The organism is Sphingomonas rubra, assembly GCF_900115745.1.
Classification (GTDB): Bacteria; Pseudomonadota; Alphaproteobacteria; order Sphingomonadales; family Sphingomonadaceae; genus Sphingomonas; species Sphingomonas rubra.
In genome coordinates this window covers 1-24,108 of the sequence record NZ_FOXP01000011.1, presented here as the reverse complement: position 1 = coordinate 24,108, position 24,108 = coordinate 1, and the positions used below count along the sequence as shown (strand labels likewise).

Below are 24,108 nucleotides of genomic sequence, written 5' to 3'. Positions count from 1 at the left end.
GGACGACGGACTTACTTGGGCAGCCGCTCTGCCAGCGCGCGGATCGCCTCACCGCTGAACGCCGCCACCGGCTCGCCGTCGTCCATCTCGACCGGCCGCTCGGGCGTCAGCACCGCCTCGCCCTGCATTTCGCCGTCGAGCATCGTCCACGCGCGTACCGCGCCGGCCAGGCTGGTTACCTCCGGCAGTTCGCTTTCCCCGCGCGGCACGTTCTCCAGGGCCGCCGACATGTGCCAGTCGATGCTCAAAGGTCGGCCTCGCCGATTACCACCATCACCTGATCCTCGTCGCGGGCCAGCGCCTTGGCGCCCGCCACCGCTAGCTCGTCGGCGTAGCGCCGGACCAGCGCCACCGGCTCCGTCACCGGGTCGATGCCCGACAGCGCGCGCAGCGTGTCGTACGGCACGGCGAACGCCTGCTGCATGTCGCCGAGATCGCCGGCGAACTCGACGCGACGCTCGTCGACATTGTCGAGCAGGGTGGTGGGATCGATCAACAGCCGGTCGGCGGCCATGGGCATGCTCCTGTGGTTCGCGGGTCCAAGCGCCGGAGCCCGCCGCATGTTCCGGATCAGGCGTCCTCGTACTTGACCACGCTGACCTCGCCGTCGCCCTCCATCATCGCGTGGCGGACCTGGCCGACGTCCTCGACGCCTTCCTCGCGCAGCTGCTGCATCAATTCTTCGGTGGTCATCAGCGCGCGGCGCATGTTGGCGCGGCAAAACCTGCCGTTCTCGATCAGCACCACCGGCTTGGCCGCAGTCAGCCATTTCAGCGCGGCGAACCGCCAGCTCAGCCAGTTGAGCAGCCACGACCAGAAGATCACCGTCACCACGAACAGCGCGCTCTCCGTGATCGAATCCGCCTCGCCGTTGAAGGCAGGCTGCGCGCCGTCGACGATCGCCACCACCACCAGCAGGTCGGCGATGTTCACCTGACCGCCCTCGCGCTTGAGCAGGAAACGCAGCGCGAAGAACAGGAACAGGTACATGATGGAGGCGCGCAGCACGACCTCCGTCAGTTCGACCGACGGCGAGAACATCGCATCCCAATCGGGCATCAGCCGCTCTCCTCAATCATCCTCGTCTTCGAAGCCGACCAGCGCCAGCGCGCGCGCCTTGATCTGGCGCTGCTCGCACCAGTGGACCAGCGCCTCCTCGCGCCCGTGCGTCACCCACACTTCGCGCGGCGCGATCTCGATCAGCGTGGTCGTCAGCTCGTCCCAGTCGGCATGGTCGGACAGGATCAGCGGCAGCTCGACATTCTTCTGCCGCGCGCGCTGGCGCACCCGCATCCAGCCGCTCGCCATCGCCGTGATCGGATCGGGCAGCCGCCGCGACCAGCGGTCGTTGAGCGCGGAGGGCGGGCACATCACGACGTGACCGGCGATCTCCTTCTTGGCCACGCCGGTCGCCGGGATCAGCTCGCCGAGCCGCACGCCCAGCTCCTCGTACAGGTCGCACAAGCGTTGCAGCGCGCCGTGGATGTAGATCGGCGCGTGGTGCCCGCGGTCGCGCAGCTCGCAGATCACCCGCTGCGCCTTGCCCAGCGCATAGGCGCCGACGACGACGCAGCGATCGGGATTGGCGTGGAGCCGCGCGATCAGCTTGTCGATCTCGTCACCCGTGTCGGGATGGCGAAAGACGGGCAGCGCGAAGGTCGCCTCGGTGACGAACACGTCGCACTTGACCGGTTCGAACCCCGCGCAGGTCGGGTCGGGGCGCCGCTTGTAGTCGCCCGACACCACCACCCGCTCGCCCCGATAGTCGAGCACGATCTGCGCGGAGCCGAGCACGTGGCCGGCGGGCACGAAGCCGACCTCCACCTCCCCCAGCCGGATCGTCTCGCCATACGCCACCGGTTCGCCCGTCTGCGGGCCGTAGCGCGCGTCCATGATCGCCAGCGTCTCGGGCGTCGCCCATACGCGGTCATGGCCGCCGCGCGCGTGATCGGCATGGCCGTGCGTCACCAGCGCGCGGGGCGAGGGCTCCGACGGGTCGATCCACGCGTCGGCGGGCGCGACGTAGATGCCGTGGGGGTGCGGCTGGAGCCAGTCGCCGAGCCGTTCGCGCTTCGCCATGGCGTGTCATACGCGTGAGCGCCGCTCTTGGTGCCGGGATCGAGGGGCGCACCGGAACGTACCCGTTGCCGCCGTCGTTGATCGGCACGACATTGAAACGGGATGACCGACCATGAACGAGATGCAGGAACAGGTGGCGGGCAACTGGCTGACGGGCAGCGGCTGGGTGATCGTGGTGTTCATCGGCGCGTTCGTGCTGTTCGGCGCGATCGCCTGGGCCCGCGCGCAGAACAAGAAGCGCTCGGCCCAGGAGGAGCGGCGGACGGAAGAGGCGACGCGCGACCTGTACCGGGATCAGAACCGCGACGATCAGTTGCGCGACCGCTGACCGACCTGCCCGCGCCGCTCGACCGGTGGTTCGGGCAGCGCGGCTGGCGCCCCCGCCGCCACCAGCTGGCGATGCTGGCGGAGGCGAGGGCGGGGCGCCACGCGCTGCTGGTCGCCACCACCGGCGCGGGCAAGACGCTCGCCGGCTTCCTGCCGACGCTGGCCGAACTGATTGAGCATCCGCGCGACGGCCTCCACACCCTCTACGTCTCGCCGCTGAAGGCGCTGGCGGTGGACATCCAGCGCAACCTCGTCACCCCGCTGGATGAGATGGGCCTCGACATCCGGGTCGAGACGCGAACCGGCGACACGCCGTCGGATCGCAAGGCCCGCCAGCGGGTCAAGCCGCCGCATATCCTGCTGACCACGCCCGAATCGCTGTCGCTGCTGCTCAGCTATCCCGACGCGGCGACGCTGTTCGCCGGCCTGCGGACGATCGTGATCGACGAGGTCCACGCCTTCGCCACCGGCAAGCGCGGCGACCTGCTCGCGCTGTCGATGGCGCGGTTGCAGCGGCTCGCGCCCGACCTTCGCCGCGTCGCGCTGTCGGCGACGGTGGCGGACCCCGACGGCTACCGCGCCTGGCTCGCCCCCGACGGCGACATCGACGCGGTCAGCCTGGTCGAGGGCGAAGCGGGCGCCGACCCGAACATCGAGATCCTCCTGCCGCAGGATCGTATTCCCTGGGCCGGCCATTCGGGTCGCTACGCCGCCGAGCAGGTGATGCGCCAGATCGAGGCACACCGCACCTCCATCATCTTCTGCAACACGCGCTCGCTGTGCGAACTGATCTTCCAGGATCTGTGGAAGGCGAACGACCAGGGCCTCCCCATCGGCGTCCACCACGGCAGCCTGTCCTTGGAGGCGCGCCGCAAGGTCGAGGGCGCGATGGCGGCCGGCAAGCTCCGCGCCCTCGTCGCCACCGCCAGCCTCGACCTGGGCGTCGACTGGGGCGACGTCGATTGCGTCATCCAGATGGGCGCACCCAAAGGCTCCTCGCGCCTGCTCCAGCGGATCGGTCGCGCCAACCACCGGCTCGACGAGGCGTCGGAAGCGATCCTCGTTCCCGGCAACCGCTTCGAATATCTGGAAGCGCGCGCTGCCCTAGACGCGGTCGAGGCGGGCGAGCTCGATCCCGACCTGTTCCGCCCCGGCGCGCTCGACGTGCTGGCGCAACACGTCATGGCCTGCGCCTGTGCCGCGCCCTTCGTCGAGGCGGAACTGCTCGACGAGGTCCGCTCCGCGCTCCCCTATTCGGCGCTGACCGACGAGTTGTTCGCGCAGGTGCTCGGCTTCATCCGCGACGGCGGCTATTCGCTCCGCGCCTACGATCGGTTCAAGCGGCTGGTGCAGGACGCCGATGGCACCTGGCGCGTCGCGCATCCGAAGTTCGTCGCGCAGCATCGCCTCAACGCCGGCATCATCGTCGAGGCGACGATGCTCGTCGTTCGCTTCAAGAACGGCCGCTCGCTCGGCAAGGTGGAGGAGGGGTTCGCCGCCACGCTCTCCCCCGGCGACACCTTCTTCTTCGCCGGATTGAGCCTGGAGGTCGAGAAGATCGACACCGAGGACCTGGTCGTCCGCGCGACCAGCCGCCCGGCGCGCATCCCCACCTACGGCGGCAGCCGCATGCCGCTCTCCACCAGCCTCGCCGACCGCGTCCGCCACTTTCTCTCCGAACCGGCGGAGTGGCCGCGCTTCCCTGACGACGTGCGCGAGTGGCTGGAGATCCAGGGCCGCCGCTCCGTCCTGCCCGCGCCCGGCCAGCTGCTGGTCGAGACCTTCCCGCGCGAGGGGCGCCACTATATGGTCGCCTACGGGTTCGAGGGGTGGAACGCGCACCAGTCGCTCGGCATGTTGCTCACCCGGCGCATGGAAACGATGGGGCTGAAACCCTTCGGCTTCGTCGCCAACGATTACGCCATCGCCTGTTTCGGCGGTGAGCCGATCACCGATCCCAGGGCGCTGTTCTCCGCCGACATCCTGGAACACGAGTTCGTCGAATGGGTGCAGCAGTCGCACCTGCTCAAACGCGCGTTCCGCGAGGTGGCGGTGATCGGCGGCCTGGTCGAGCGCCAGCATCCCGGCAAGCGCAAGACCGGCCGTCAGGTCACCTTCTCGACCGACCTGATCTACGACGTGCTGCGCAAGTACGAGCCCTCGCACCTGCTGCTGCAAGCCGCGTGGGACGACGCGCGCGCCCGCATGACGGACGTGGGGCGTCTGGCAGGGCTGCTCGACCGCGCGGCGGACACGATGCTCCACGTGCGTTTGCCGCGCGTGTCCCCGCTCGCGGTGCCGGTGCTCGTCCTGATCGGCCGCGAGAAGGTGTCGACCAACGCCGGCGACGACGCGCTGCTGATCGAGGCGGAAGGGCTGGCGGCGGAGGCGATGGCGCTGGATTGAGCACGCTCATCGCCCGCCCGAGCCGATGTTCGGATCGTGCCGTCACCCCGGCCTTGTGCCGGGGTCCAGGGTCAAGCAGCGTCGGCGTTCGTGGCTCTGGATGCCGGGACGAGCCCGGCATGACGGGACTTGGGTGACATCTGCACCTGGTTTACCGCCCAGCTATTACCCCTCCACCACCAGCTTCACCAGCGTCCCCGGCACCAATCGCGCATCCGCCGCGATGCCGTTCAGCGTCGTGAACCGCTCCCGCCGGTAATCCGGATAGGCCATGCGCGCCGACAGCGAGTCGACCGTGTCGCCGGCCTTCACCGCCACCACGCGTACCACCTTGCCGCGGATCGCCGCCGCTTCGGCGGGGGTCAGCGCCGCGACGCTGGCGAGCAGCGGCTCGAAAGGCCCGATGCCCGTGCCCGGTGCCGTCACCAGCGTGAACCAGTGGGTCGCGCCCGGAAACGCGTAAGCGACCACCGTCGCGTCCACCGTCCGCCCGCCGGCCGATCCGCGAACGGTGGAGAAGGCGTAGGAACGCCCGTTCGCCTGACCCGTCCGCACCTCGCCCGGCTGTGCCGCGCCGAGCTTTCGCAACTGCTGCGCGACGAAGCCCGGCAGGTCGCCGGTCGCCGCCGCCGTCCTGAACTGCGCCTGGCCGCCGCTGCCGAGGATCGTCACCGCATCGGTGCCGTTGGCGATCTTGTATCCGGCCGGCGCGGTGAAGCGGACGCGCAGCGCCGGGTGGCGGAAACGCTGCCCGTCGACCACGCCCTGCTGCGGATCGTCGTCGTAGGGCAGGCCGTCGAGCATCCGCAGGAACGTCGTGTCCTGCACCGCCGACGCGGGTGGCTGCCCGGTCGCCTCCGCCAGCCGCCGTGCGCGGACGATGCGATCGGCGCCGTTGGGGTGCGTCGACATCCAGCTCGGCACCGCATTGGCGTCGCGCCCGGCGATGCGCGCGTCGAGCGTCGTTTCCGCGTTGAGCTGCGTCAGCATGCTCGCCGCCGCATAGGGGGTGTAGCCGGCGGCGGTGATGTAGCGAACGCCCAGCCTGTCCGCCTCATATTCTTGGGCACGGCCATAGCCGAGCACCGCCAGCTGCGGCGCGATCTGCGACGCGCGGCTGCCCAGGGCGCCCGCCAGCCCCGATCCCAGGAACGTGCTCGACGCGACCTGGCCGAGCGTCCCCAGGATCGAGCCGATTCCCGCGGCCCGCTGTCGGCTGCGCGAATGGTTGGCGGCGACGTGGCCGACCTCGTGCCCCAGCACCGAGGCGAGCTCGGCCTCCGAATTCATCAGCGCCAGCAGCTGCCGCGTCACGTAGACGTAGCCGCCGGGGATGGCGAAGGCGTTCTCGACCGGCGAGTTGAGCGTCGTCACCGTGAAGTCGCCGCCCGCGTTCGACAGGCCCGACTGCACCGCCACGCGCTTGCCCACCCGCTCCACGAACGCCGCCTGCGGGCCGGAATAGGCGCCGCCATATTCGGCCACTAGCTGCGGGTTGGCCTGCGCGCCCTGCGCCCGGTCGGACGCGGAGATCGATCGCGCCTGCTGCGCGGCGGCGGGGACGGAAGCGGTGCCGACGAGGCACGCGGCGAGGATCAGGTGGCGCATGGTTTCTCCCTTTGCGGGGAAGAATACGCCCGACCCGGCCGCGGTTCCCCGATCCGGCTACCCCCGCATCGCCCGCGCCTGCTCCTCCGTCAGCTTCTCCAGCATGACCAGCGGCACCGCGCCCGATTCCAGCACGTCGTGGAACCGCTTCAGGTCGAACCGGTCGCCCGCGATCTCCTGCGCCTTCTTGCGCGCGCGCAGCCAGCTGGCATGACCGATCTTGTACGAACAGGCCTGCCCCGGCATCGTGCAGTAGCGTTCGATCTCCCGCTGCGAGCGGCCGGGCGCGAAGCCGACCGTGTCGACCATGTACTGCGTGGCCCGCTCACGGCTCCACCCTTGCGCGTGGATGCCGGTATCCACCACCAGCCGCGCCGCGCGGAACAGGAACGACTGCAGGTAGCCCGCCCGCTCGATCGGCCCGGCATAGCCGCCCAGCTCGTCGGCCAGCTGCTCGGCGTAGAGCGCCCAGCCTTCGAGATAGGCGCCGAAGAAGCTGATCTTGCGCAGCACGTGCGTGTCGGCACGCTGCGCGGTGGAGATCTGCAGGTGATGCCCCGGCACGCCCTCGTGATAGGTGAGGCTGGGCAGCGTGTATTTCGGCCAGTCAGCGACCGATTTCAGGTTGATCCAGTAGATCGCCGGCCGCGATCCGTCGAGCGGCGCGCGGTAGTAATAGCCGTTCGACGCGCCGTCCTGGATCTCCGCCGGCACCGCCTTGATCTCCAGGGGAGCGTTGGGCGGATTGGTGAAGGCGCGCGGCAGCTTCGCCTGCATCGCCCGCACGCCGGTGTTGAGGCTCGCGATCAGCGCCGCGCGCCCCGCCGGCGTGTCCGGGTAGAGCTGCGCGGGGCTCGCGTTCAGCGCCGCCAGCCGCGCGCCGACCGACCCCTGGCTCATCCCCTGGCCCTTCAGGATCGCGTCGAGCTGCGCCGACAGGTCGGCGACCTCTTCCAGCCCCATGCGGTGCACCTCGGCCGGCGACAGGGTGGTGGTCGTCGCGCCCGCCAGCGCGGCGGCGTAGATCGCCGCGCCGTTCGGCACCGCGCCCAGCCCGGCGGCACTGCGCGCGCCCCTGCGAAGCCGCGTCACCGCGGCGATCTGTCGGTCGAGCGCCGGGTAGACCGACCGCTCCACCAGTTGCGCCGCGCGGCCGCGCCAGTCGCCCGGCAGCTTCGCGGCCGCGGCGCGGCGGACCAGCGAGGCGACCATCGGATGGTCGGCCGGCGCGGGCGCACGCAGCTTCCTCATCTGGCCCAGCGCCAGGTCGAGCGAGAAATCGGGCGCGAGCAGGCCGCGCGCCGCCTGCTCCTGCTGCACCGCGGTGTCGGTGTCGAGCGCGCCGCCCATCGCGCCCAGTCGCGAGAGATACGCCTCCGCGTCGAACACGGTCTGCACCGGATGCGTCGAATCGAGGAAATCGGGCAGCGAGAAATAGACGCCGCCCTGTTGCGTGATCCGATAGGGGCGGATCGGCGTATCGATCCCGAACCGCTCCGGCCCGACCATCTGCTGGTCGATCGAGTAGAGCACCACCTCGCGGTCGATCCGCTTCTGCGGGGACAGCGTGTCGGGCGCGATTGCCCGCAGCCGCGCCGCCGCCGCCTTGGCCCGCGCCAGGTCGCGCGCCCGCGCCGCCGCCGAATTGTCGTCGAGCTTGCCGCGCAGCGCCGCGTTCGCCCCCTTGTCGAAGCCGAGCGAGGTGGCGAACTGCGGCGAGGCGCGGATCGTCTCCGCCAGGATCGCGTCGAACGCCGTATTGAGCCGCGCGTCGCCCGGCATCGCCTCGGCGGGCGCCGCCGCGACCGTCGCCTGTGCCGCGAGCCGCTCCACCGGCAACGCCGCGACGGCCGCCCCGGCCCCGGCGATGAACTGACGACGATCCATGTGCTTCTCTCCCGCTTATGTCAGGGCACCGGACCTATCGCGCGGCGACGGTGAGGGGAAGAGGCGCCTAACCCTTTGGCGCGCCGAACTTCGCCGCCCATTTCTCCAGCCCCGCCGCGACCGACCCGATCACCCGCGCGACCTCCGGCGGCACGTCGGCGCGGGGCGGCGAGGAGGGCTCGCGCGGTGGTTCGGCCGGGTTGCCGGCATAGGAGCGTGGCGGCTCCGGTGGGGCCGGCGGCGCGGGCGGGGCAGGGGGCTCGGGCGCCCGCGCCGGCTTGGGGGCGAGCGCGTCGGCGGCGGCGCGCAGGCCCATCGCCATCGCCTGCCGCCCGGCCGGCGTGTCGAGCTGGTTCTTCACCTGCGCGATCGCCATCGCCGCGATCCCGGCGAACGCACCCTTGCCGCCTCCCCCGCTCGCCTGGCCCTCGTGCCCATGCCCATGCCCATGCGCCTCATGGCCGTGCTTGCGATGCTTGTCCTTCTTCTTGCCCATGCCGCGCTCCTGTTCGTGTGTCAGCAACATAAGACACCTCCGCGCGCCTGCAAGGGTGGGGCGCAAGGTGGCGATTCCCAACCGTGCTTCCTATCTCGCCCCTCTGGCACGCCCCGCGGAACGGAAGTAGAACCACCCCATGTCCCTCACGAAGATTTCGGTGCGCGGCGCGCGCGAGCACAACCTCAAGGACGTCGACATCGACATCCCCCGCGACACCCTCACGGTCATCACCGGCCTGTCGGGCAGCGGCAAGTCGAGCCTCGCCTTCGACACCATCTACGCCGAGGGACAGCGCCGCTACGTCGAGTCGCTCTCCGCCTATGCGCGCCAGTTCCTGGAACTGATGCAGAAGCCCGACGTCGACCATATCGAGGGCCTGTCGCCGGCCATCTCGATCGAGCAGAAGACGACGTCGAGGAACCCGCGCTCCACCGTCGCGACGGTGACCGAGATATACGATTACATGCGCCTGCTCTGGGCGCGTGTCGGCATCCCCTATTCCCCCGCCACCGGCGAGCCGATCGCCGCGCAGCAGGTCAGCCAGATGGTCGACCGCGTCCTCAGCTTGCCCGAGGGCACGCGCCTGCTCCTCCTCGCCCCCGTCGTCCGCGGCCGCAAGGGCGAGTATCGCAAGGAGCTCGCCGAGTGGCAGAAGGCGGGCTTCACCCGCGTGCGCATCGACGGCACCGTGTACGAGATCGACGAGGCGCCCGCGCTCGACAAGAAGTACAAGCACGACATCGAGGTCGTCGTCGACCGCATCGTCGTGCGCGGCGACATCGGCGGCCGCCTGGCGGAATCGTTCGAGACCGCGCTCAAACTCGCCGACGGCCTCGCTTATGTCGACCCCGCCGATCCGGTCGACGTCGCCACGCCCAAGTCCGCGATCCTCGGCGACAACGCGCCCGACGGCCGCATCGTCTTCTCGGAAAAATTCGCCTGCCCCGTCTCCGGCTTCACCATCTCCGAGATCGAGCCGCGCCTCTTCTCCTTCAACGCGCCGCAAGGCGCCTGCCCCGCCTGCGACGGGCTGGGCGAGAAGATGGAGTTCGACGAGGACCTTGTCGTCCCCAACCACGCGCTCTCGATCAAGAAGGGCGCGGTCGTCCCCTGGGCCAAGTCCAACCCGCCATCGCCTTATTACATGCAGGTGCTGGGCTCACTCGCCAAGGCGTTCGACTTCTCGCTCGACACCCCCTGGAGCGACCTGCCCGCCGACGTGCAGGCCAAGATTCTCCACGGCACCGCCGGCAAGCCCGTCGTCCTCACCTTCGTCGACGGCAAGAAGAAGTACGACGTCAACAAGCCGTTCGAGGGCGTGATCGGCAACCTCAACCGCCGCCTCCTCCAGACGGAGAGCGCCTGGATGCGCGAGGAACTGGTGAAATACCAGTCCGCGCAGGCCTGCGAGGTCTGCCGCGGCGCCCGCCTCAAGCCGGAGGCGCTGGCGGTCAAGATCGCGCACCAGGACATCAGCCACGCCACCCATCTGTCGGTGGTCGACGCGCTCGCCTTCTTCACCGACATGCCCAACCATCTCGGCGACCAGCAGCGCGCCATCGCCGAGCGCATCCTGAAGGAGATCGTCGAGCGGCTTGGCTTCCTCAACAATGTCGGCCTCGATTACCTGAACCTCAACCGCACCAGCGGCACGCTGTCAGGTGGCGAGAGCCAGCGCATCCGCCTCGCGTCGCAGATCGGCAGCGGCCTGTCGGGCGTCCTCTACGTCCTCGACGAGCCGTCGATCGGCCTCCACCAGCGCGACAACGACATGCTGCTGGCGACCCTTCGGCGCCTCCGCGACCTCGGCAACACCGTGCTCGTCGTCGAGCATGACGAGGACGCGATCCGCACCGCCGACTACGTCATCGACATGGGGCCGGGCGCCGGCGTCCATGGCGGCCAGGTCGTGGCGCAGGGCACGCTCAAGCAGCTGCTCAAGTCCAAGACCAGCATCACCGCCGATTACCTCAACGGCGTCCGCGAGGTCGCCGTGCCGCCCAAGCGCCGCAAGGGCAGCGGCAAGAAGCTCACCGTCCACAACGCCACGGCGAACAACCTCACCGGCGTCACCGCCAGCGTGCCGCTCGGCACCTTCACCTGCATCACCGGCGTGTCGGGCTCGGGCAAGTCGAGCTTCACCATCGACACGCTCTACGCCGCCGCCGCGCGGACGCTCAACGGCGCGCGTATCCTCGCGGGCAAGCACGACAAGGTCACCGGGTTCAACCATCTCGACAAGGTCATCGACATCGACCAGTCGCCGATCGGCCGTACGCCGCGATCGAACCCCGCGACCTACACGGGCAGCTTCACCCAGATCCGCGACTGGTTCGCCGGCCTGCCGGAGAGCTTGGCCCGCGGCTACAAGCCCGGCCGCTTCTCCTTCAACGTCAAGGGGGGCCGCTGCGAGGCGTGCCAGGGCGACGGCGTGCTCAAGATCGAGATGCACTTCCTCCCCGACGTCTACGTCACCTGCGACGTCTGCCACGGCGCCCGCTACAATCGCGAGACGCTGGAGGTGAAGTTCAAGGGCCACAGCATCGCCGACGTGCTCGACATGACGGTCGAGGACGCCGCCGAGTTCTTCAAGGCCGTCCCCCCCATCCGCGAGAAGATGGCGATGCTGGTCGAAGTCGGCCTTGGCTACGTCAAGGTCGGCCAGCAGGCGACGACACTCTCCGGCGGCGAGGCACAGCGCGTGAAACTCGCCAAGGAACTCGCCCGCCGCGCCACCGGCAACACGCTCTACATCCTCGACGAACCCACCACCGGCCTCCACTTCGAGGACGTGCGCAAACTGCTGGAAGTGCTCCACGCGCTCGTCGAACAGGGCAACACCGTGGTCGTGATCGAGCACAACCTCGACGTCATCAAGACGGCGGACTGGGTCATCGACCTGGGCCCGGAAGGCGGCGTCAAGGGCGGCGAGATCGTCGCCGTCGGTACGCCGGAAGAGGTGGCGGCCGAGCCGCGCAGCTTCACGGGACGGTACTTGAAGCCGTTGCTCGAGAAGGGCGCGCGGGCGGAGGCGGCGGAGTAGGTCTAATCCTACGGTCGCTTAGAACCAACACGATGACAAAAATAGGCGGCTATGACCACCTACGTCGCTGGCTCACCTGCGCCCTTGTTCTTTGATAGTCGATCGCTCGACATAGCTGATTCGTCGGCCTGTGTCGGGAATGAAGGTGCCGCCCATCTGGCGAGCAAATTCTAAGGCAACTTGAGCAGCTTGACGGGCCTTTCTCTCTCCATAGGTTTGCTCATCCATCTCTACTCTCCCCTTGACCGGGATTGATCCTAGCGCTGAAAGTGTCAAACGCTAGAGGTCTCGGAGAGGATGCACGTGTCAAACGATTTTAGTGTTATTCGCTATCCTGAATTAATTTTTGGAGTAGCCGGTCCAGTCGGTGTTGACATGGAAGCGATCGTTACGGCGCTTAGTGAGTCCTTACATTCAGTGGAATACAAAGCAGTAAATATCCGCCTTACTGATGAAATTGCAGAAGTGCCATCTAACGCGAAAAAGCCTATTCGACGTGATTACTATTCAACGCTCAACTACAAAATGGATCATACTAGTGAAATATGCCGTGATAATGATGATCCTGCATGGGCAATTAGGTACGCTATAGACGCTATTCGAAGAGAGCGCGGCGATCTCCAAAGTCATATTTTATTTGATGATGACGTTAACGTCGAAGCTCCTTTTGCCGATATTGCAAAAGAAGATAAAGTTCTTCACAAGGTAGCCTTTATTATAAGGCAAATTAAAAGACCAGAAGAAGTTAAGCTATTACGAAGCGTTTATGGCAAACAGTTTATATTTGTGTCTGCGTATGGACCTGTTGAGGAAAGAACTAAAGTAGTTTTTGACAAAATAAAGCAAACATTACCGATAACAACAAAATCATCAAAAGTAACATCGTTTGCCGAAGCTTTGATCAACAAAGATGCGAGCGAAGATGCTGATGATTACGGGCAGCATCTTAGGGATGCATTTCATTTGGCAGATGTTTTCATAGACGGGATGGCTGCCGCGCCAATGCGGCTTAAGATTGATCGTTTTATAAATGCTCTTTTTGGGCTGAATGAGCTTGCTCCTACGAAGGCGGAGTTTGGAATGTATGCCGCTAAAGGAGCATCTCTACGCTCTACCGATCTATCCCGCCAAGTTGGCGCTGCCATATTCACCTCTGATGGTGAGATGTTAGTCCAGGGATGCAATGAAGTGCCTAGGGCGTTTGGAGGTACATACTGGGATACGGAAGAGCCAGATAATAGAGATGTAAAACTGGGATCCGATCCTAACGATGTTCTTAAAAAAGACGTTTTAAGGGATGTTTTAGAAAGGCTTGAGCAGGCTAAGATGCTGTCAGATAAGGCAAGAAAGCTCGGTAAGTCCAGTGGTAAGCTCATCGACGCTTTAACAAAAAAGCCGGCAGCGGATGCTGTTGATGATGGATCAGGATGTCTTCATGGTGCGCTCATTTCCGATCTAACTGAGTTTGGTAGAGTGGTGCATGCCGAAATGAATTGTATATGTGATGCAGCAAGAAAAGGTGTAAGCCTCAAAGGAGCAATCTTGTACTGCACAACATTTCCATGTCACAATTGCACAAAGCATATTCTCGCATCAGGAATAGCAAAAGTGTTTTACATGGAGCCCTATCCAAAAAGTAGAGCTAAAGAGCTGCATCATAACGAAATAGAAATAGAAAAAAGTAGCGCTACAAAAGTTTCATTTATGCCATTCTTAGGAATATCACCTTATCGATACCGTGATATTTTTGAGAAAAGCAAGCGTAAATCGGGAGGAGTGGCGCAGCGCTGGTATTACGAGTCTCCATCGCCCATGATTGACGTATTAGTCCCAAACTATACTCGTCTTGAGCTGTTCGCAGTTTCCAAGCTGTTTGGTAGTGTGACAGCCGATCAACCTGAATAGTAAAAATCAGCTTAGCCCCACCGCCTTCCGCAACGCGTCGTTGACCCGCCCCTGCCACCCCCGCCCGCCCTCGCGAAACTTTTCGATCACGTCCGGGTCAAGCCGCAGCGTCACCTGCCGCTTGGCTTGCGCTCCCAATGGCGGTCGCCCGACCCGCGTGAGCGTGCCATTCGCCGGCCGAACCACCTTGCCGCCGACCGCCAGTTCGGCACGGTCGAGTTGATCGTCGGTCCATTCCGGCGTGTCCTCGTCATCCCAGGCGGGGAGCGATGCGGCGGCTTTCCTTGTCATGGCAGTTCCTCATCGAGATCACGCGGATGCCGTCGTCGGTCGGCGTCCACGCAACCAATACCATCCGTCCGGCCAACCAGCCGTAAGTCTGGAAGCGCGGCTCGGGATAGTCGAACCGATCGTCTTCCTGCGTCAGCCGCGGCCCTTTGAACACCATGACGGCATCCGCGAAATCCAATCCACGCTCCGTCAGCGTCCACGCGCGTTTGGCAGGGTCGAAGCTTACGTTCATGCTAATATGTAGTTACGGAAAAGGGTGAGTCAACGTACACCGCGCGGCACCTGATGTTCCTCGGAGAGGATCACGATCGTGCACTCAGGACGAGCGAACGCAAGCGGAACAAGTACCAAACCGGCGGCAACGCGGCCTTCAAAACCTGGCCTGCTGCCAATTCAAGAAATAACCTATCCGGTAAAAAGCCGCTGTCCTACAAGCACCGATCCGGCATATCTGTTCGGTCCTTTCATCCATGGAGGACCATCATGACCGATCCCGTCGAAACACCCGCCGAACAGACCCGCGTTCCTGCCCAGCCTGAACGACCCGCCCGCGCCCGCCGCCGCCAGCCTTGGGAAGTGGACCAGGAGCGCATGGAGGCCGAGATTCGCGTCCGACGATCGGAGATCGCCCGCCAGGTCATCGCCGCCCGTGCGCAACGCCGCCGCGAGCGACCGGCCCGCCTCGCCGCCCCCGGCTGGACCGCCGACGCCCAGCGCGCCTTTATCGAACATCTCGCCGCCCATGGCTGCGTCAGCCACGCCGCGCACGCGGTCGGCCTGTCCAAGCAATCCGCCTATCAATTGCGCGATCGGTCGCCCAATTCGCTCTTCGCGCTTGCCTGGAACGTCGCCATCCAGCGCTCGCGCCGCATCCTCCTCGATCAGGCGACCGAGCGGGCGATGAACGGACAGGAAAAGCCGATCTTCCACCGTGGCCAGGAGGTCGGCACGCAGATCGTCCACAACGATCGCCTGCTGATGTTCCTGCTGGCGATGAAGCGCGATCCCGTCCATCCCAATCTGTCCGAGCACGAACTCGCCGAACTCTGGCCCACCATGCTCGCGCAGATCGATGTCATCATGCCCAACACGCTCACCGCCGACCGGCTGGAGGACAGGTAAGTGTCGCAAACGGAAACGATCGGCGCTGCAAGTTTCGTTCTAGGGGTCAATCGAGTCAAGCAGGTGTCAACTTCGCCATCGTGTCGCGAGGGGAACAGCCGCCCGATCTCGCCCGTTCTCCGCCGCGCAGTATCGAAGGACTAAAGATCATGGCGAACAAGCAGCCCACCCGGAACAAGCAGGCAGGCGTGCAGGCGCTGCTCGGTCTCGGCGCCTTCGCCGCGGGGGCGGTCGCCTGGGTGGTCGGCACCGGCCGTTACGGCGATCGTCTCGCCGCGCTGGCGAAGAAGCTCCCCGCCGCCCCGAAGCTCGGCGCCGTGCCCGGCGACCGCACCACCGCGCCCGCCGCGTCGCCGTCCTCCGGCAAACCCGCCGACATGGCCGCCGCCCCCGTCGGCATGGCCGAGACCGACAAGCGTTTCCAGGAACGCCCCGGCAGCCCCGCCGCCGAGCACGTGCCGACCGACCTCCTCGCCGATGCCGAGGTGACCGCCACGACCCGCGCGCCCGAGGCATTCCGCCCCGATCCCACCGCCGTGCCGACCGCGGAGGAGCGCGAGAGCCTGCGCCCCGCCACCGGCCCCGCGCCGACGCTCAGCGCCGATCGCGGCTCGGGCTTCTCTGAAGGTGCAGGCGCCGCCTGAGCCGCGTCAGGCGGCGGCGGCCGGCAGCCACTCGGTCGCCACCGTCTCGTACCGGTCGACGAAGCCGGTGAACGCCTTCAACTCCGCCTCGTGCAGGATGGTCAGGCGGCGGCCGTGGCGCGCGATCATGCCGCGCGCCTCCATCTCGCGGAAGGTGCGGTTGACGTGCACCTTGGTCAGGCCCAGCGCGTCGCCCAGGTCCGCCTGCGTCAGCGGCAGCTCGATCGTGTCGACCACGCCGCCCGCCGTCACCCGCAGGCGCGCGGTGATGTCGAGCAGCAGCGTCGCCAGCCGCTGGATCGAATCCATCCGCCCGATCGAGGTCAGCCGATCCGCCATCGCCACGTTCTCGGCGGCCGACACCGCGAACAGCAAGCCGCCGACCCGCCGCTGCGTCGCGAACAACTCGCCCAGCGCCGGCTTGGGCACCGCGGAGACGATGCAGTCGCTCACCGCCGTCAGCGTCGCCGCCGCCTGCGACCAGGCGATCGACGAGGTGCCGATCAGGTCGCCGGCATAGTGGAAGCGCAGGATCTGCCGCCCCCCGCTCGGCAGCCGCAGCGACGAGTGCAGCCAGCCGTGCTGCACCACGTACAGCATATCGACCGGTCCATCCTGATCGATCAGCGTCGCGCCCGCAGGCAGCCGGCGGTCACCGTGCTCCAGCGCGTCGATCGCGTCCATCTCGTCGGAGGTCAGGCGGAGATAGTGCGACAAGCGCTGCGCGAGCGCACTGCGCCGGGCGCCGACGAGGGAAGCGAGCGTCATGGTCACGGAACATGCCACGTGGTCGCGGCGGGGGCAATCGCGTGCGTTCTCAACAGCAACGGCCCTGGCCGCCGCCGTAGCGCGCCTGCTGCCGCTCGCGAAAGAATGCCGCCTCGTCCATCGGCTCGACCTCCGGATGCCGCTCAGCCATGTGCCGGCGATAGGTGGCGTAGCACGGCAGGCCCACCATCAGTCGCGCCGTCTGCGCCAGCAGCGCGGGCCAGCTCATGCCAGAACCGGGATTTCGGACACCGTCGGCCGATCCGTGCGGCGCGCCTCGATACAGGCGCGCACGCCGTACACCAGGATGGTCGCGACGACGCCCAGGAACAGCGCGCACAGCCCCGCGTCGATCCGATCGTTCATCACCACGCGCGCCATGTCGCCCAGCGACTTGGCCGGGGCGAGCACGCGCCCCTCGGCCAGCGCCGCGGAGAAGCGCCTGGCGTGCGCCAGGAAGCCGATCGCCGGATCGGGGTGGAACAGCTTCTGGAGGCCCGCCGTCCCCGTGCAGAGCAGCAGCCACGCGGTCGGCAGCGCCGTGACCCAGGCGTATCGATCGCGCTTCATCCGGAACAGCACCACCGTGGCGAGGATCAGCGCCACCGCCGCCAGCATCTGGTTGGCGATGCCGAACAGCGGCCACAGCGTGTTCACCCCGCCGAGCGGATCGGTCACGCCCTGATAGAGGAAGAAGCCCCACGCCGCGACGCAGACTCCGGTGGCGGCCAGCCCCGGCCCCCACGAACTCGTGTCGCGGAAGCGCGGGTGGAGCAGGCCGAACAGGTCCTGCAGCATGAAGCGCCCGGCCCGCGTACCCGCGTCGACGGCGGTGAGGATGAACAGCGCCTCGAACAGGATCGCGAAATGGTACCAGAAGGCCTTCATCGCCGATCCGCCGGCGATGTGGCTGAAGATCTCCGCCATCGCCACCGCCAGCGTCGGCGCGCCGCCGGTGCGGCTGATGATCGTCGCCTCGCCCACGTCGCGCGCCGCCTGCGCCAGCGCGGCGGGCGAGATGGGGAAGCCCATCGCGGTGACGGCGGCCGCGGCGCTCTCCGGCGTCGTGCCGACCAGCGCGGTGGGGCTGTTCATCGCGAAATAGAGGCCGGGGTCGAGGATCGACGCGCCGACCAGCGCCATGATCGCAACGAAGCTCTCCGCCAGCATCGCGCCGTAGCCGATGATCGGCGCGTCTGCCTCCGACGCGATCAGCTTGGGCGTGGTGCCGCTGGCGATCAGCGCGTGAAAGCCGGACACGGCACCGCAGGCGATGGTGATGAACAGGAACGGGAACAGCGACCCCGCCCATACCGGCCCGCCGCCGCCCGCGAACGGTGTCAGCGCCGGCATGCGGAGCGGCGGCGCCATGATCGCGATGCCGATCGCCAGCGCCATGATCGCGCCGATCTTGAGAAAGGTCGACAGATAGTCGCGCGGCGCGAGCAGCAGCCACACCGGCAGCACCGCCGCCACCGCGCCGTAAACGATGAGGGCGAAGGCGAGCGGCTCCGGCGCCAGGGTGAAGGCGGGTGCCCAGCTCGATCCCGCTACCTGCCCGCCCAGCACGATCGCTGCGAGCAGGCCAGCGAGCCCGATCATCGACACCTCGCCGATCTTGCCCGGCCGCAGCCAGCGGGAGTAGCCGCCCATCAGCATCGCCAGCGGGATGGTGGCGGCAACGGTGAACAGCCCCCACGGGCTCTCCGCCAGCGCGCGCACGACGATCAGGGCGAGGACCGCCAGGATGATGACCATGATCGCGAAGGCGCCGACCAGCGCCACCGTGCCCGCCACCGGCCCCATCTCGGCGCGCACCAGTTCGCCGAGCGAGCGGCCGTCGCGGCGCATCGACACGAACAGGATGCAGAAATCCTGCACCGCGCCCGCGAGCACGACGCCGACCAGGATCCACAGCGTGCCCGGCAGATAGCCCATCTGCGCGGCGAGGACCGGCCCCACCAGCGGGCCTGCACCCGCGATGGCGGCGAAATGGTGGCCGAACAACACGCGCCGATCCGTCGCGACATAGTCCAGCCCGTCAGCGCGGCGGATGGCCGGGGTAGGCCGGCCTGCGTCAAGCCCCAGCACGGTGCGGGCGATGAAGCGCGCGTAGAAGCGGTAGGCGATCAGGTAGGTGCAGAGCGCCGCCACGACGATCCAGAGCGCATTGATCGTCTCGCCCCGCGACAGCGCGACGACGCCGAGCGCCGCGGTGCCGAGCAGCGCGAGCGCCCCCCAGCCGATCCTGTCGCGTGCCGTCATGCGTTCCTCCCCTTACGCGCCCACGGTGCACCGGGGCGGCAGCGCGGGCAAGCCGGCTATTTCGCGTAGTTGCTCAGCTCGTTGCCGGTGATGCGGACGACGTGGAGGACGTTGGTCGAGCCGGGCGTGCGGAAGGGGACGCCCGCCATGACGATGATCTGGTCGCCCGCGCCGGCGATGCCGTGGCGCAGCGCCATGCGCTTGGCCTTGGCGACCATCTCCTCGAAGGATTCCACGTCGCGGGTGTGGACGGAGGTGGTGCCCCATAGGAGACCCAGTCGCCGCGCCGTCTCCAGCTTGGGGGTGAGCACCATCACCGGCACCGCCGGCCGCTCCCGCGCGACGCGGCGGGCGGTGGAGCCGGAGGTGGTGAAGCAGACGATGGCGCTGGCCGAGACGGTGCGCGCGATCTGCTTGGCCGCCTCGGCCAGCGCGTCGGCGGTGGTGGGATCGGGCTTGGTGACGGTGAAGTGGACGCGGTCGCCGTGGCCGGGATCGCGCTCCACCGCGCAGCCGATCGCGTCCATCATCGTCACCGACTCGGTCGGCCAGGCGCCGGCGGCGCTCTCCGCCGACAGCATGATCGCGTCGGCACCGTCGTAGATGGCGGTGGCGACGTCGGACACCTCGGCGCGGGTCGGGGAGGGCGACTGGATCATCGATTCCAGCATCTGCGTCGCGACCACGACGGGGCGGCCCATGCGGCGCGACACCTCGACGATGCGCTTCTGCAAGGGGGGCACCTGCTCGGGCGGGAGCTCGACGCCCAGGTCGCCGCGCGCGACCATGACGCCGTCGCACTGCTCGACGATCTCCTCCAGCCGCTCGATCGCGGCGGGCTTCTCGATCTTGGCGAGGAGCGCGGCCTTGCCCTTGATGAGGCCGCGCGCCTCCATCAGATCCTCGGGGCGCTGGACGAAGGAGAGAGCGATCCAGTCGACGCCCTGCTCCACCGCCCAGGCGAGGTCGCTGCGATCCTTCTCGGTCAGCGCGGCCATGGGGATGACGACGTCGGGGACGTTCAGCCCCTTGTTGTTCGACAGCGCGCCGCCGACCTCGACCCGGGTGACGATGCGGTCGGCATCGTGTTCCTGCACGCGCAGGACCAGCTTGCCGTCGTCGAGCAGCAGCCTCGCGCCGGGTTCGATCGCGGCGAAGATCTCGCGGTGCGGCAGCTCGACGCGGGTGGCGTCGCCGGGTTCGGGCGAGCGGTCGAGCACGAAGGTCGCGCCCGTCTCCAACATCACCCGGCCCTCGGCGAAGCGGCCGACGCGCAGCTTGGGCCCTTGAAGGTCGGCGAGGATCGTGCTCGGCCGGCCGAAACGGCGTTCCAGCCCGCGGATCGCCTGCACTACCGCGACCTTGGACTGCTGGTCGCCGTGGCTCATGTTGATGCGGAAGGCGTCGGCGCCGGCCTGGAACAAGCGGGCGATCATCTCGGCATCGCTGCTGGCGGGGCCGAGCGTGGCGAGCACGCGCACCTTGCGCGAGCGCGGGGCGACCGTGGAGGATGAGGTCATGGGATCGCTTTCCTGGGGGATGCGGGTCCGCTTCCTAGAGCCTATCTCCCCCCGATCAACCTTGGAGCATACGAATGGATCGCCTCGACGCCCTGGACGACGCCGCCGCGGCCGCCGCCTTTCGCCGGCTGGTGCGGCATTTGCGCCATCGCACCGACGCGCAGAACGTCGACCTGATGGGGCTGGCCGGTTTCTGCCGCAACTGCCTGTCCGACTGGGTCGAGGAGGCGGGCGGGTTGCCCAAGGATGCCACACGGGAGACGATCTACGGCATGCCGCAAGCTGAGTGGAAGGCACGGTTCCAGACGGAGGCTTCGCCTGAGCAGTTGCAGCGGATGAAGGACAGCGTGGCGAAGAACGCGGCTTGACCCGCCCCCGCCGTCGGGCGACGTTCCGGCGGATAAGGGGAGAGAAATCATGAAGATGTTCGTGGCGGCCGCCGTGACGGCGTTGATGGCGGGCAGCGCGCTGGCGCAGTCCGGCAATGTCACCTACGTCCAGGCGGGCGCGCTGCTCGACCGGCCGGGCGAGGCGCCGCGCGGCAACAGCACGGTGGTGGTGCGCGACGGCAAGGTGGCCGAAGTGCTGCCGGGCTTCGTCGCGCCGCTCGCGGGGGCGAAGCTGGTCGACCTGCGCGACCGTTTCGTGCTGCCGGGGCTGGTCGACCTGCACGTCCATCTGTGGGGCGTCGGCGGCGATCCGATGAAGGAGCGGCTGAACGCGCTGACCACCGACGACGCCGACGACATGATGCAGGCGGTGGTGAACGCCCGGACGACGCTGCGCGCGGGCTTCACCACCGTGCGCGACCTTGGCGGCAATCCGCGCGGGATTAGGGCGCTGCGCGACGCGGTGGCGCGGGGCGACGTCGAGGGGCCGACGATCGTCAACGCGGGGCGCATGGTGTCGGTGACCGGCGGGCACGGCGACGGGACGAACGGGCTGGCCGAGGAATGGGCCGACGCGGTCCATCAGCACCAGGTGAACACCTGCGACGGCCCCGACGATTGCCGGCGGGCGGTGCGCGCGCAGGTCGGCATGGGCGCGCAGGTCATCAAGTTCGCGGCGACCGGCGGCGTGCTGTCCAACGTCGCCGGCGGCCTCGGTCGGGCGATGACGCCGGAGGAGATGCGCGCGATCATCGACACGGCGCATGCGCTGGGCCGCAAGGTCGCCGCGCACAGCCACGCGGCGGAGGGCACCAGGGCGGCGCTGGAGGCGGGCGTCGACTCGATCGAGCACGGCACCTTCATCGACGACGAGACGGTGAAGCTGTTCAAGGCCAGGGGCGCGTATCTGGTGCCGACGATGATCGCCCCCGTGACCGCGCTGGCGCAGGCGCGCGGCGGGCAGTTGCCGCCGGCGACGATCCCCAAGGCGGAAGCAGCGGCCGCCGCGGCGGCGGAGAGCCATGCGCGCGCGATCCGGGCGGGCGTCAAGGTGGCGTTCGGCACCGACACCGGCGTGTCGAAGCACGGCGACAACGCCAAGGAGTTCGCGCTGATGGTGCGCGCGGGGATGACGCCGGCGCAGGCGATCCGTGCCGCCACCGTCGGCGCGGCGGACCTGCTGGGCCGCTCGGCGGAACTCGGCACGCTGGAGCCGGGCCATGCGGCGGACCTGATCGCGGTGACGGGATCGCCGCTCGACGACGTGACGCGGCTGGAGCGGGTCGATTTCGTGATGCACCGCGGCGTTGTCGCCAAACCGCTCGCCGACTGATGCTTGAGCGGGGCGCCGCGATCCCCTAGACGCGCCGCCGCACCCAGCAGGGTTAACCACGCCACACCCTTCCGCCATCGTGCGTCGGAGGGGGTTGGCGCTTCTATTCGGGGACGGGGATCATGGCGGACGAGCGTAACGAGGGCATGGGCGGCGGCCAGGTCGCGGCGGACGAGCTGCGGCTGCTGATCGAGCGAGCCGAGCGGTTGGAGGAAGAGAAGAAGGGCATCGCCGACGACATCAAGGACGTGATGGCGGAGGCCAAGGGCCGCGGGTACGACCCCAAGGCGATCCGCCAGATCCTGCGCATCCGCAAGCAGAAGCGCGAGGAATATCAGGAGGAGCAGTCGATCCTGGAGGTGTACATGCAGGCGCTGGGGATGCTCTGATCTGACGCCGCACCCTGTGAATCCTCGCGGGGCGCGGACGACCGGGCGGATCGATGCCGCCCGCGCTCGCCGATCAATCGGCGGCGAAAGTTCAGGCTAGATGCCGTCAGGAAAATTGCGCGTCGACGTTCCGGGCGCAACGGTTGCTTGACTTGATTGACCCCCAGACGCGAACAGTGCGAGGCGATCGTTTCCGAATTTGCGGCAATGAGAAAGAACGTAGGTGATCCCGTCCGCTGCTTATAGCGGAGTCGGGGCTTGTAGGACAGCGACGTCGAGCCGCGTCCGTGGGCGGCAAACCGCTCGTCAAGCAACCCTTTTCCATTCCCGTTTCCCCATGTCCGAGCAGCCCTTTCGGGGAAAAGCAATCGGGAACGGCTTTTGGGAAAAGCGCTCATAGTACGCGTGCGTACTGTGGCTCGCGGGAGTTCTATTCTTGCCGCAGGTTCGTGTTCGGGAAAGTCGGCAACCCCGCCGTTGGTCAACCTCGCCCTCTCGCAGCCGCGCTAGCCGTGTCGATTGCAGATGCCTGTTTGTGCAGCTAACCTCAATCCATGCTCGCTTTGCTTGCCATTTTCGCTCAAGATTACGTTCTTCGCTATCTACAAAAGAAGCCGGTCGCCGCCTATGGCCCATTTGAATTGGAGCGCGAAGATTGCATTGCGAGTGATCCACCTGTCAGCGTTTTACACTACGCCTCTTGTAGACCAATGGCTCGATTGAGCTGGTCATCCGCCGATGGCCAGATTGCAATCAAGTACGAAGATAATGGCTTTTTGCTTATTAGGGCTCAGACTCATTCACAGCCAGAAGGCGACGGCGGTGGCGAGCGCTACGCCTGACAGGAAGTTGGCGGCGAGTTTGTCGTAGCGGGTGGCGACGCGGCGAAAGTCCTTGAGGCGGCAGAAGGCGTTCTCGATGAGGTGCCGGCCGCGGTAGCGGTCCTTGTCGTAGCGGATGGCTCTCTTTCGGTTGCGTCTGCCGGGGATGACCGGAATGGCGCCCGCCTCGCGCAGCGACTGGCGGAGCCGGTCGGCATCGTAGCCCTTGTCGGCCAGCAGGTAGCGCATGCGGCTGGCGCGTTCGAGGAGCGCAGGCGCTGCCTTGATGTCGCTGACGTTGCCGGACGTCAGCATCAGCGCGTAGGGACGACCGATGACGTCGGTGAGCGCATGGACCTTGGTCGTCCAGCCACCACGCGAGCGGCCGATCGCCTGGTGCGAGCGCCCCCTTTTGCGCCAAATGCGGCACGCTGCGCCTTCACGTAGGTGCTGTCGATTGCGGTGCTCCTCGTCACCGCGCCCGCGTCCACCAGCGCATCCAGCAGCTTGAGCCAGAAGCCCCGGTGCGACCAGCGGTTGAACCGGTTGTAGACCGTCGTCGAGGGCCCGTAGTCGGCCGGGCAGTCGCACCAGCGACAGCCGACCTTCAGCACATGCAGGATGCCGGAGATCACCCGCCGGTCGTCCACCCGTCGCGCTCCAGGCTGGTTCCTGGGTAGGTGCGGCTCGATCGCCGCCCACGCTTCATCCGACAACCAGAACAGCGCCATGCCCACACTCCCGTGACCCACGCCCACAGTGAATCAGGAAAGCCGCTCCGCCTCAACCCGCTGATTGGGTTTGAGCCCTAG

The 24,108-nt window shown here is 67.4% G+C and carries 25 protein-coding genes; 10 read left to right on the top strand and 15 right to left on the bottom strand.

Annotation, left to right across the window (positions count from 1 at the left end):
• Positions 1–11: 11 nt before the first annotated feature.
• Genes BM145_RS13395 through BM145_RS13380 form a run of 4 tightly spaced genes read right to left on the bottom strand, consistent with a single transcriptional unit; the run spans position 12 to position 2,079 of the window.
• Positions 12–230, bottom strand: coding sequence for a hypothetical protein (locus tag BM145_RS13395; RefSeq protein WP_093334306.1), 219 nt, complete (start codon positions 228–230; stop codon positions 12–14).
• A gap of 14 nt (positions 231–244) precedes the next feature.
• Positions 245–514, bottom strand: a complete 270-nt coding sequence (locus BM145_RS13390; RefSeq protein ID WP_093334173.1) for a hypothetical protein — start codon at positions 512–514, stop codon at positions 245–247.
• Between the two features lie 56 nt (positions 515–570).
• Complete coding sequence (locus tag BM145_RS13385) at positions 571–1,059, bottom strand: DUF421 domain-containing protein (RefSeq protein WP_093334172.1); 489 nt, start codon at positions 1,057–1,059, stop codon at positions 571–573.
• A gap of 12 nt (positions 1,060–1,071) precedes the next feature.
• On the bottom strand, positions 1,072–2,079 hold the full coding sequence (locus BM145_RS13380; protein ID WP_093334171.1) for a ligase-associated DNA damage response exonuclease: 1,008 nt from the start codon (positions 2,077–2,079) through the stop codon (positions 1,072–1,074).
• 112 nt (positions 2,080–2,191) lie between these two features.
• Here BM145_RS13380 and BM145_RS16115 point away from each other — a divergent pair, with 112 nt between their 5' ends.
• Positions 2,192–2,407: a hypothetical protein gene (locus BM145_RS16115; protein WP_177200214.1), complete on the top strand. Its 216-nt coding sequence runs from the start codon at positions 2,192–2,194 to the stop codon at positions 2,405–2,407.
• On the top strand, positions 2,404–4,812 hold the full coding sequence (locus BM145_RS13375) for a ligase-associated DNA damage response DEXH box helicase (RefSeq protein WP_093334305.1): 2,409 nt from the start codon (positions 2,404–2,406) through the stop codon (positions 4,810–4,812). The genes BM145_RS16115 and BM145_RS13375 overlap by 4 nt, the downstream gene beginning before the upstream one ends.
• Before the next feature lie 165 nt (positions 4,813–4,977).
• On the opposite strand, the gene BM145_RS13370 is transcribed toward BM145_RS13375, so the two are convergent.
• The 3 genes from BM145_RS13370 to BM145_RS13360 all read right to left on the bottom strand — a co-directional run bounded on the left by BM145_RS13370 (position 4,978) and on the right by BM145_RS13360 (position 8,833).
• Positions 4,978–6,420, bottom strand: a complete 1,443-nt coding sequence (locus BM145_RS13370; protein ID WP_093334170.1) for a M48 family metalloprotease — start codon at positions 6,418–6,420, stop codon at positions 4,978–4,980.
• A 57-nt stretch (positions 6,421–6,477) separates the two neighbouring features.
• Positions 6,478–8,307, bottom strand: coding sequence for a DUF885 domain-containing protein (locus BM145_RS13365; RefSeq protein ID WP_093334169.1), 1,830 nt, complete (start codon positions 8,305–8,307; stop codon positions 6,478–6,480).
• Between the two features lie 67 nt (positions 8,308–8,374).
• Entirely contained in the window at positions 8,375–8,833 is a 459-nt protein-coding gene (locus BM145_RS13360) for a hypothetical protein (RefSeq protein WP_093334168.1), read from the bottom strand.
• 109 nt (positions 8,834–8,942) lie between these two features.
• Here BM145_RS13360 and uvrA point away from each other — a divergent pair, with 109 nt between their 5' ends.
• A complete protein-coding gene (gene uvrA / locus BM145_RS13355; protein ID WP_093334167.1) occupies positions 8,943–11,849 on the top strand; it encodes an excinuclease ABC subunit UvrA in 2,907 nt (968 codons plus the stop codon).
• A 72-nt stretch (positions 11,850–11,921) separates the two neighbouring features.
• Here uvrA and BM145_RS16110 read toward each other — a convergent pair whose 3' ends face one another.
• Entirely contained in the window at positions 11,922–12,077 is a 156-nt protein-coding gene (locus tag BM145_RS16110; RefSeq protein ID WP_177200216.1) for a hypothetical protein, read from the bottom strand.
• A 75-nt stretch (positions 12,078–12,152) separates the two neighbouring features.
• Between BM145_RS16110 and BM145_RS13350 the strand changes: the two genes are divergently transcribed.
• A complete protein-coding gene (locus BM145_RS13350) occupies positions 12,153–13,754 on the top strand; it encodes an anti-phage dCTP deaminase (protein ID WP_177200215.1) in 1,602 nt (533 codons plus the stop codon).
• 6 nt (positions 13,755–13,760) lie between these two features.
• On the opposite strand, the gene BM145_RS13345 is transcribed toward BM145_RS13350, so the two are convergent.
• Together BM145_RS13345 and BM145_RS13340 are read right to left on the bottom strand one after the other, a co-directional pair.
• A complete protein-coding gene (locus tag BM145_RS13345) occupies positions 13,761–14,045 on the bottom strand; it encodes a BrnA antitoxin family protein (RefSeq protein ID WP_093334166.1) in 285 nt (94 codons plus the stop codon).
• Complete coding sequence (locus BM145_RS13340; RefSeq protein ID WP_093334165.1) at positions 14,005–14,277, bottom strand: BrnT family toxin; 273 nt, start codon at positions 14,275–14,277, stop codon at positions 14,005–14,007. The genes BM145_RS13345 and BM145_RS13340 overlap by 41 nt, the downstream gene beginning before the upstream one ends.
• A 251-nt stretch (positions 14,278–14,528) precedes the next feature.
• On the opposite strand from BM145_RS13340, the gene BM145_RS13335 reads away from it, so the two are divergent.
• Positions 14,529–15,167, top strand: coding sequence for a hypothetical protein (locus tag BM145_RS13335; protein WP_143090191.1), 639 nt, complete (start codon positions 14,529–14,531; stop codon positions 15,165–15,167).
• A 149-nt stretch (positions 15,168–15,316) separates the two neighbouring features.
• Positions 15,317–15,811, top strand: a complete 495-nt coding sequence (locus BM145_RS13330) for a hypothetical protein (RefSeq protein ID WP_093334163.1) — start codon at positions 15,317–15,319, stop codon at positions 15,809–15,811.
• Positions 15,812–15,817: 6 nt separating this feature from the next.
• Here the strand turns inward: BM145_RS13330 and BM145_RS13325 are convergent, their stop codons facing one another.
• Genes BM145_RS13325 through pyk form a run of 4 tightly spaced genes read right to left on the bottom strand, consistent with a single transcriptional unit; the run spans position 15,818 to position 20,364 of the window.
• On the bottom strand, positions 15,818–16,579 hold the full coding sequence (locus tag BM145_RS13325) for a Crp/Fnr family transcriptional regulator (protein WP_093334162.1): 762 nt from the start codon (positions 16,577–16,579) through the stop codon (positions 15,818–15,820).
• A 49-nt stretch (positions 16,580–16,628) separates the two neighbouring features.
• Positions 16,629–16,808 carry a YbdD/YjiX family protein gene (locus BM145_RS13320; RefSeq protein ID WP_093334161.1) on the bottom strand — a complete coding sequence of 60 codons (180 nt, stop codon included), beginning with the start codon at positions 16,806–16,808 and terminating at the stop codon, positions 16,629–16,631.
• On the bottom strand, positions 16,805–18,844 hold the full coding sequence (locus tag BM145_RS13315) for a carbon starvation CstA family protein (RefSeq protein ID WP_093334160.1): 2,040 nt from the start codon (positions 18,842–18,844) through the stop codon (positions 16,805–16,807). Before BM145_RS13315 ends, BM145_RS13320 begins: the two co-directional genes overlap by 4 nt.
• Before the next feature lie 56 nt (positions 18,845–18,900).
• The gene (pyk, locus tag BM145_RS13310; RefSeq protein ID WP_093334159.1) at positions 18,901–20,364 is read right to left on the bottom strand and encodes a pyruvate kinase; all 1,464 of its coding nucleotides are present in this window, start codon (positions 20,362–20,364) and stop codon (positions 18,901–18,903) included.
• 74 nt (positions 20,365–20,438) lie between these two features.
• Between pyk and BM145_RS13305 the strand changes: the two genes are divergently transcribed.
• The 4 genes from BM145_RS13305 to BM145_RS15765 all read left to right on the top strand — a co-directional run bounded on the left by BM145_RS13305 (position 20,439) and on the right by BM145_RS15765 (position 23,317).
• Positions 20,439–20,732 (top strand): DUF1244 domain-containing protein, encoded by a 294-nt coding sequence (locus BM145_RS13305; protein WP_093334158.1) that lies wholly within the window; start codon positions 20,439–20,441, stop codon positions 20,730–20,732.
• Positions 20,733–20,781: 49 nt separating this feature from the next.
• On the top strand, positions 20,782–22,086 hold the full coding sequence (locus BM145_RS13300) for a metal-dependent hydrolase family protein (protein ID WP_093334157.1): 1,305 nt from the start codon (positions 20,782–20,784) through the stop codon (positions 22,084–22,086).
• A 122-nt stretch (positions 22,087–22,208) separates the two neighbouring features.
• Complete coding sequence (locus tag BM145_RS13295) at positions 22,209–22,475, top strand: DUF2312 domain-containing protein (protein ID WP_093334156.1); 267 nt, start codon at positions 22,209–22,211, stop codon at positions 22,473–22,475.
• 554 nt (positions 22,476–23,029) lie between these two features.
• Entirely contained in the window at positions 23,030–23,317 is a 288-nt protein-coding gene (locus BM145_RS15765) for a hypothetical protein (RefSeq protein ID WP_143090190.1), read from the top strand.
• On the opposite strand, the gene BM145_RS13290 is transcribed toward BM145_RS15765, so the two are convergent.
• A protein-coding gene (locus tag BM145_RS13290) for an IS5 family transposase (RefSeq protein WP_093333954.1) occupies positions 23,276–24,027 on the bottom strand; the annotation gives its coding sequence in 2 pieces (ribosomal slippage) (positions 23,276–23,694 and positions 23,694–24,027; 753 coding nt in all). The genes BM145_RS15765 and BM145_RS13290 overlap by 42 nt on opposite strands.
• Between the last annotated feature and the right edge of the window lie 81 nt (positions 24,028–24,108).

Excerpts from the sequence above, each read along its gene's own strand:
- BM145_RS13340 (WP_093334165.1), bottom strand. The coding sequence starts at position 14,277 with ATGAACGTAAGCTTCGACCCTGCCAAACGCGCGTGGACGCTGACGGAG.
- BM145_RS13365 (WP_093334169.1), bottom strand. The coding sequence starts at position 8,307 with ATGGATCGTCGTCAGTTCATCGCCGGGGCCGGGGCGGCCGTCGCGGCG.
- BM145_RS13380 (WP_093334171.1), bottom strand. The coding sequence starts at position 2,079 with ATGGCGAAGCGCGAACGGCTCGGCGACTGGCTCCAGCCGCACCCCCAC.
- BM145_RS13390 (WP_093334173.1), bottom strand. The coding sequence starts at position 514 with ATGGCCGCCGACCGGCTGTTGATCGATCCCACCACCCTGCTCGACAAT.
- BM145_RS13345 (WP_093334166.1), bottom strand. The coding sequence starts at position 14,045 with ATGACAAGGAAAGCCGCCGCATCGCTCCCCGCCTGGGATGACGAGGAC.
- BM145_RS13370 (WP_093334170.1), bottom strand. The coding sequence starts at position 6,420 with ATGCGCCACCTGATCCTCGCCGCGTGCCTCGTCGGCACCGCTTCCGTC.
- BM145_RS13295 (WP_093334156.1), top strand. The coding sequence starts at position 22,209 with ATGGCGGACGAGCGTAACGAGGGCATGGGCGGCGGCCAGGTCGCGGCG.
- BM145_RS13315 (WP_093334160.1), bottom strand. The coding sequence starts at position 18,844 with ATGACGGCACGCGACAGGATCGGCTGGGGGGCGCTCGCGCTGCTCGGC.
- BM145_RS13360 (WP_093334168.1), bottom strand. The coding sequence starts at position 8,833 with ATGTTGCTGACACACGAACAGGAGCGCGGCATGGGCAAGAAGAAGGAC.
- BM145_RS13395 (WP_093334306.1), bottom strand. The coding sequence starts at position 230 with ATGTCGGCGGCCCTGGAGAACGTGCCGCGCGGGGAAAGCGAACTGCCG.
- BM145_RS13320 (WP_093334161.1), bottom strand. The coding sequence starts at position 16,808 with ATGAGCTGGCCCGCGCTGCTGGCGCAGACGGCGCGACTGATGGTGGGC.
- BM145_RS16110 (WP_177200216.1), bottom strand. The coding sequence starts at position 12,077 with ATGGATGAGCAAACCTATGGAGAGAGAAAGGCCCGTCAAGCTGCTCAA.
- BM145_RS13385 (WP_093334172.1), bottom strand. The coding sequence starts at position 1,059 with ATGCCCGATTGGGATGCGATGTTCTCGCCGTCGGTCGAACTGACGGAG.
- uvrA (WP_093334167.1), top strand. The coding sequence starts at position 8,943 with ATGTCCCTCACGAAGATTTCGGTGCGCGGCGCGCGCGAGCACAACCTC.
- BM145_RS13300 (WP_093334157.1), top strand. The coding sequence starts at position 20,782 with ATGAAGATGTTCGTGGCGGCCGCCGTGACGGCGTTGATGGCGGGCAGC.
- BM145_RS13335 (WP_143090191.1), top strand. The coding sequence starts at position 14,529 with ATGACCGATCCCGTCGAAACACCCGCCGAACAGACCCGCGTTCCTGCC.
- BM145_RS13330 (WP_093334163.1), top strand. The coding sequence starts at position 15,317 with ATGGCGAACAAGCAGCCCACCCGGAACAAGCAGGCAGGCGTGCAGGCG.
- BM145_RS13325 (WP_093334162.1), bottom strand. The coding sequence starts at position 16,579 with ATGACGCTCGCTTCCCTCGTCGGCGCCCGGCGCAGTGCGCTCGCGCAG.
- BM145_RS16115 (WP_177200214.1), top strand. The coding sequence starts at position 2,192 with ATGAACGAGATGCAGGAACAGGTGGCGGGCAACTGGCTGACGGGCAGC.
- BM145_RS15765 (WP_143090190.1), top strand. The coding sequence starts at position 23,030 with ATGCTCGCTTTGCTTGCCATTTTCGCTCAAGATTACGTTCTTCGCTAT.
- pyk (WP_093334159.1), bottom strand. The coding sequence starts at position 20,364 with ATGACCTCATCCTCCACGGTCGCCCCGCGCTCGCGCAAGGTGCGCGTG.
- BM145_RS13305 (WP_093334158.1), top strand. The coding sequence starts at position 20,439 with ATGGATCGCCTCGACGCCCTGGACGACGCCGCCGCGGCCGCCGCCTTT.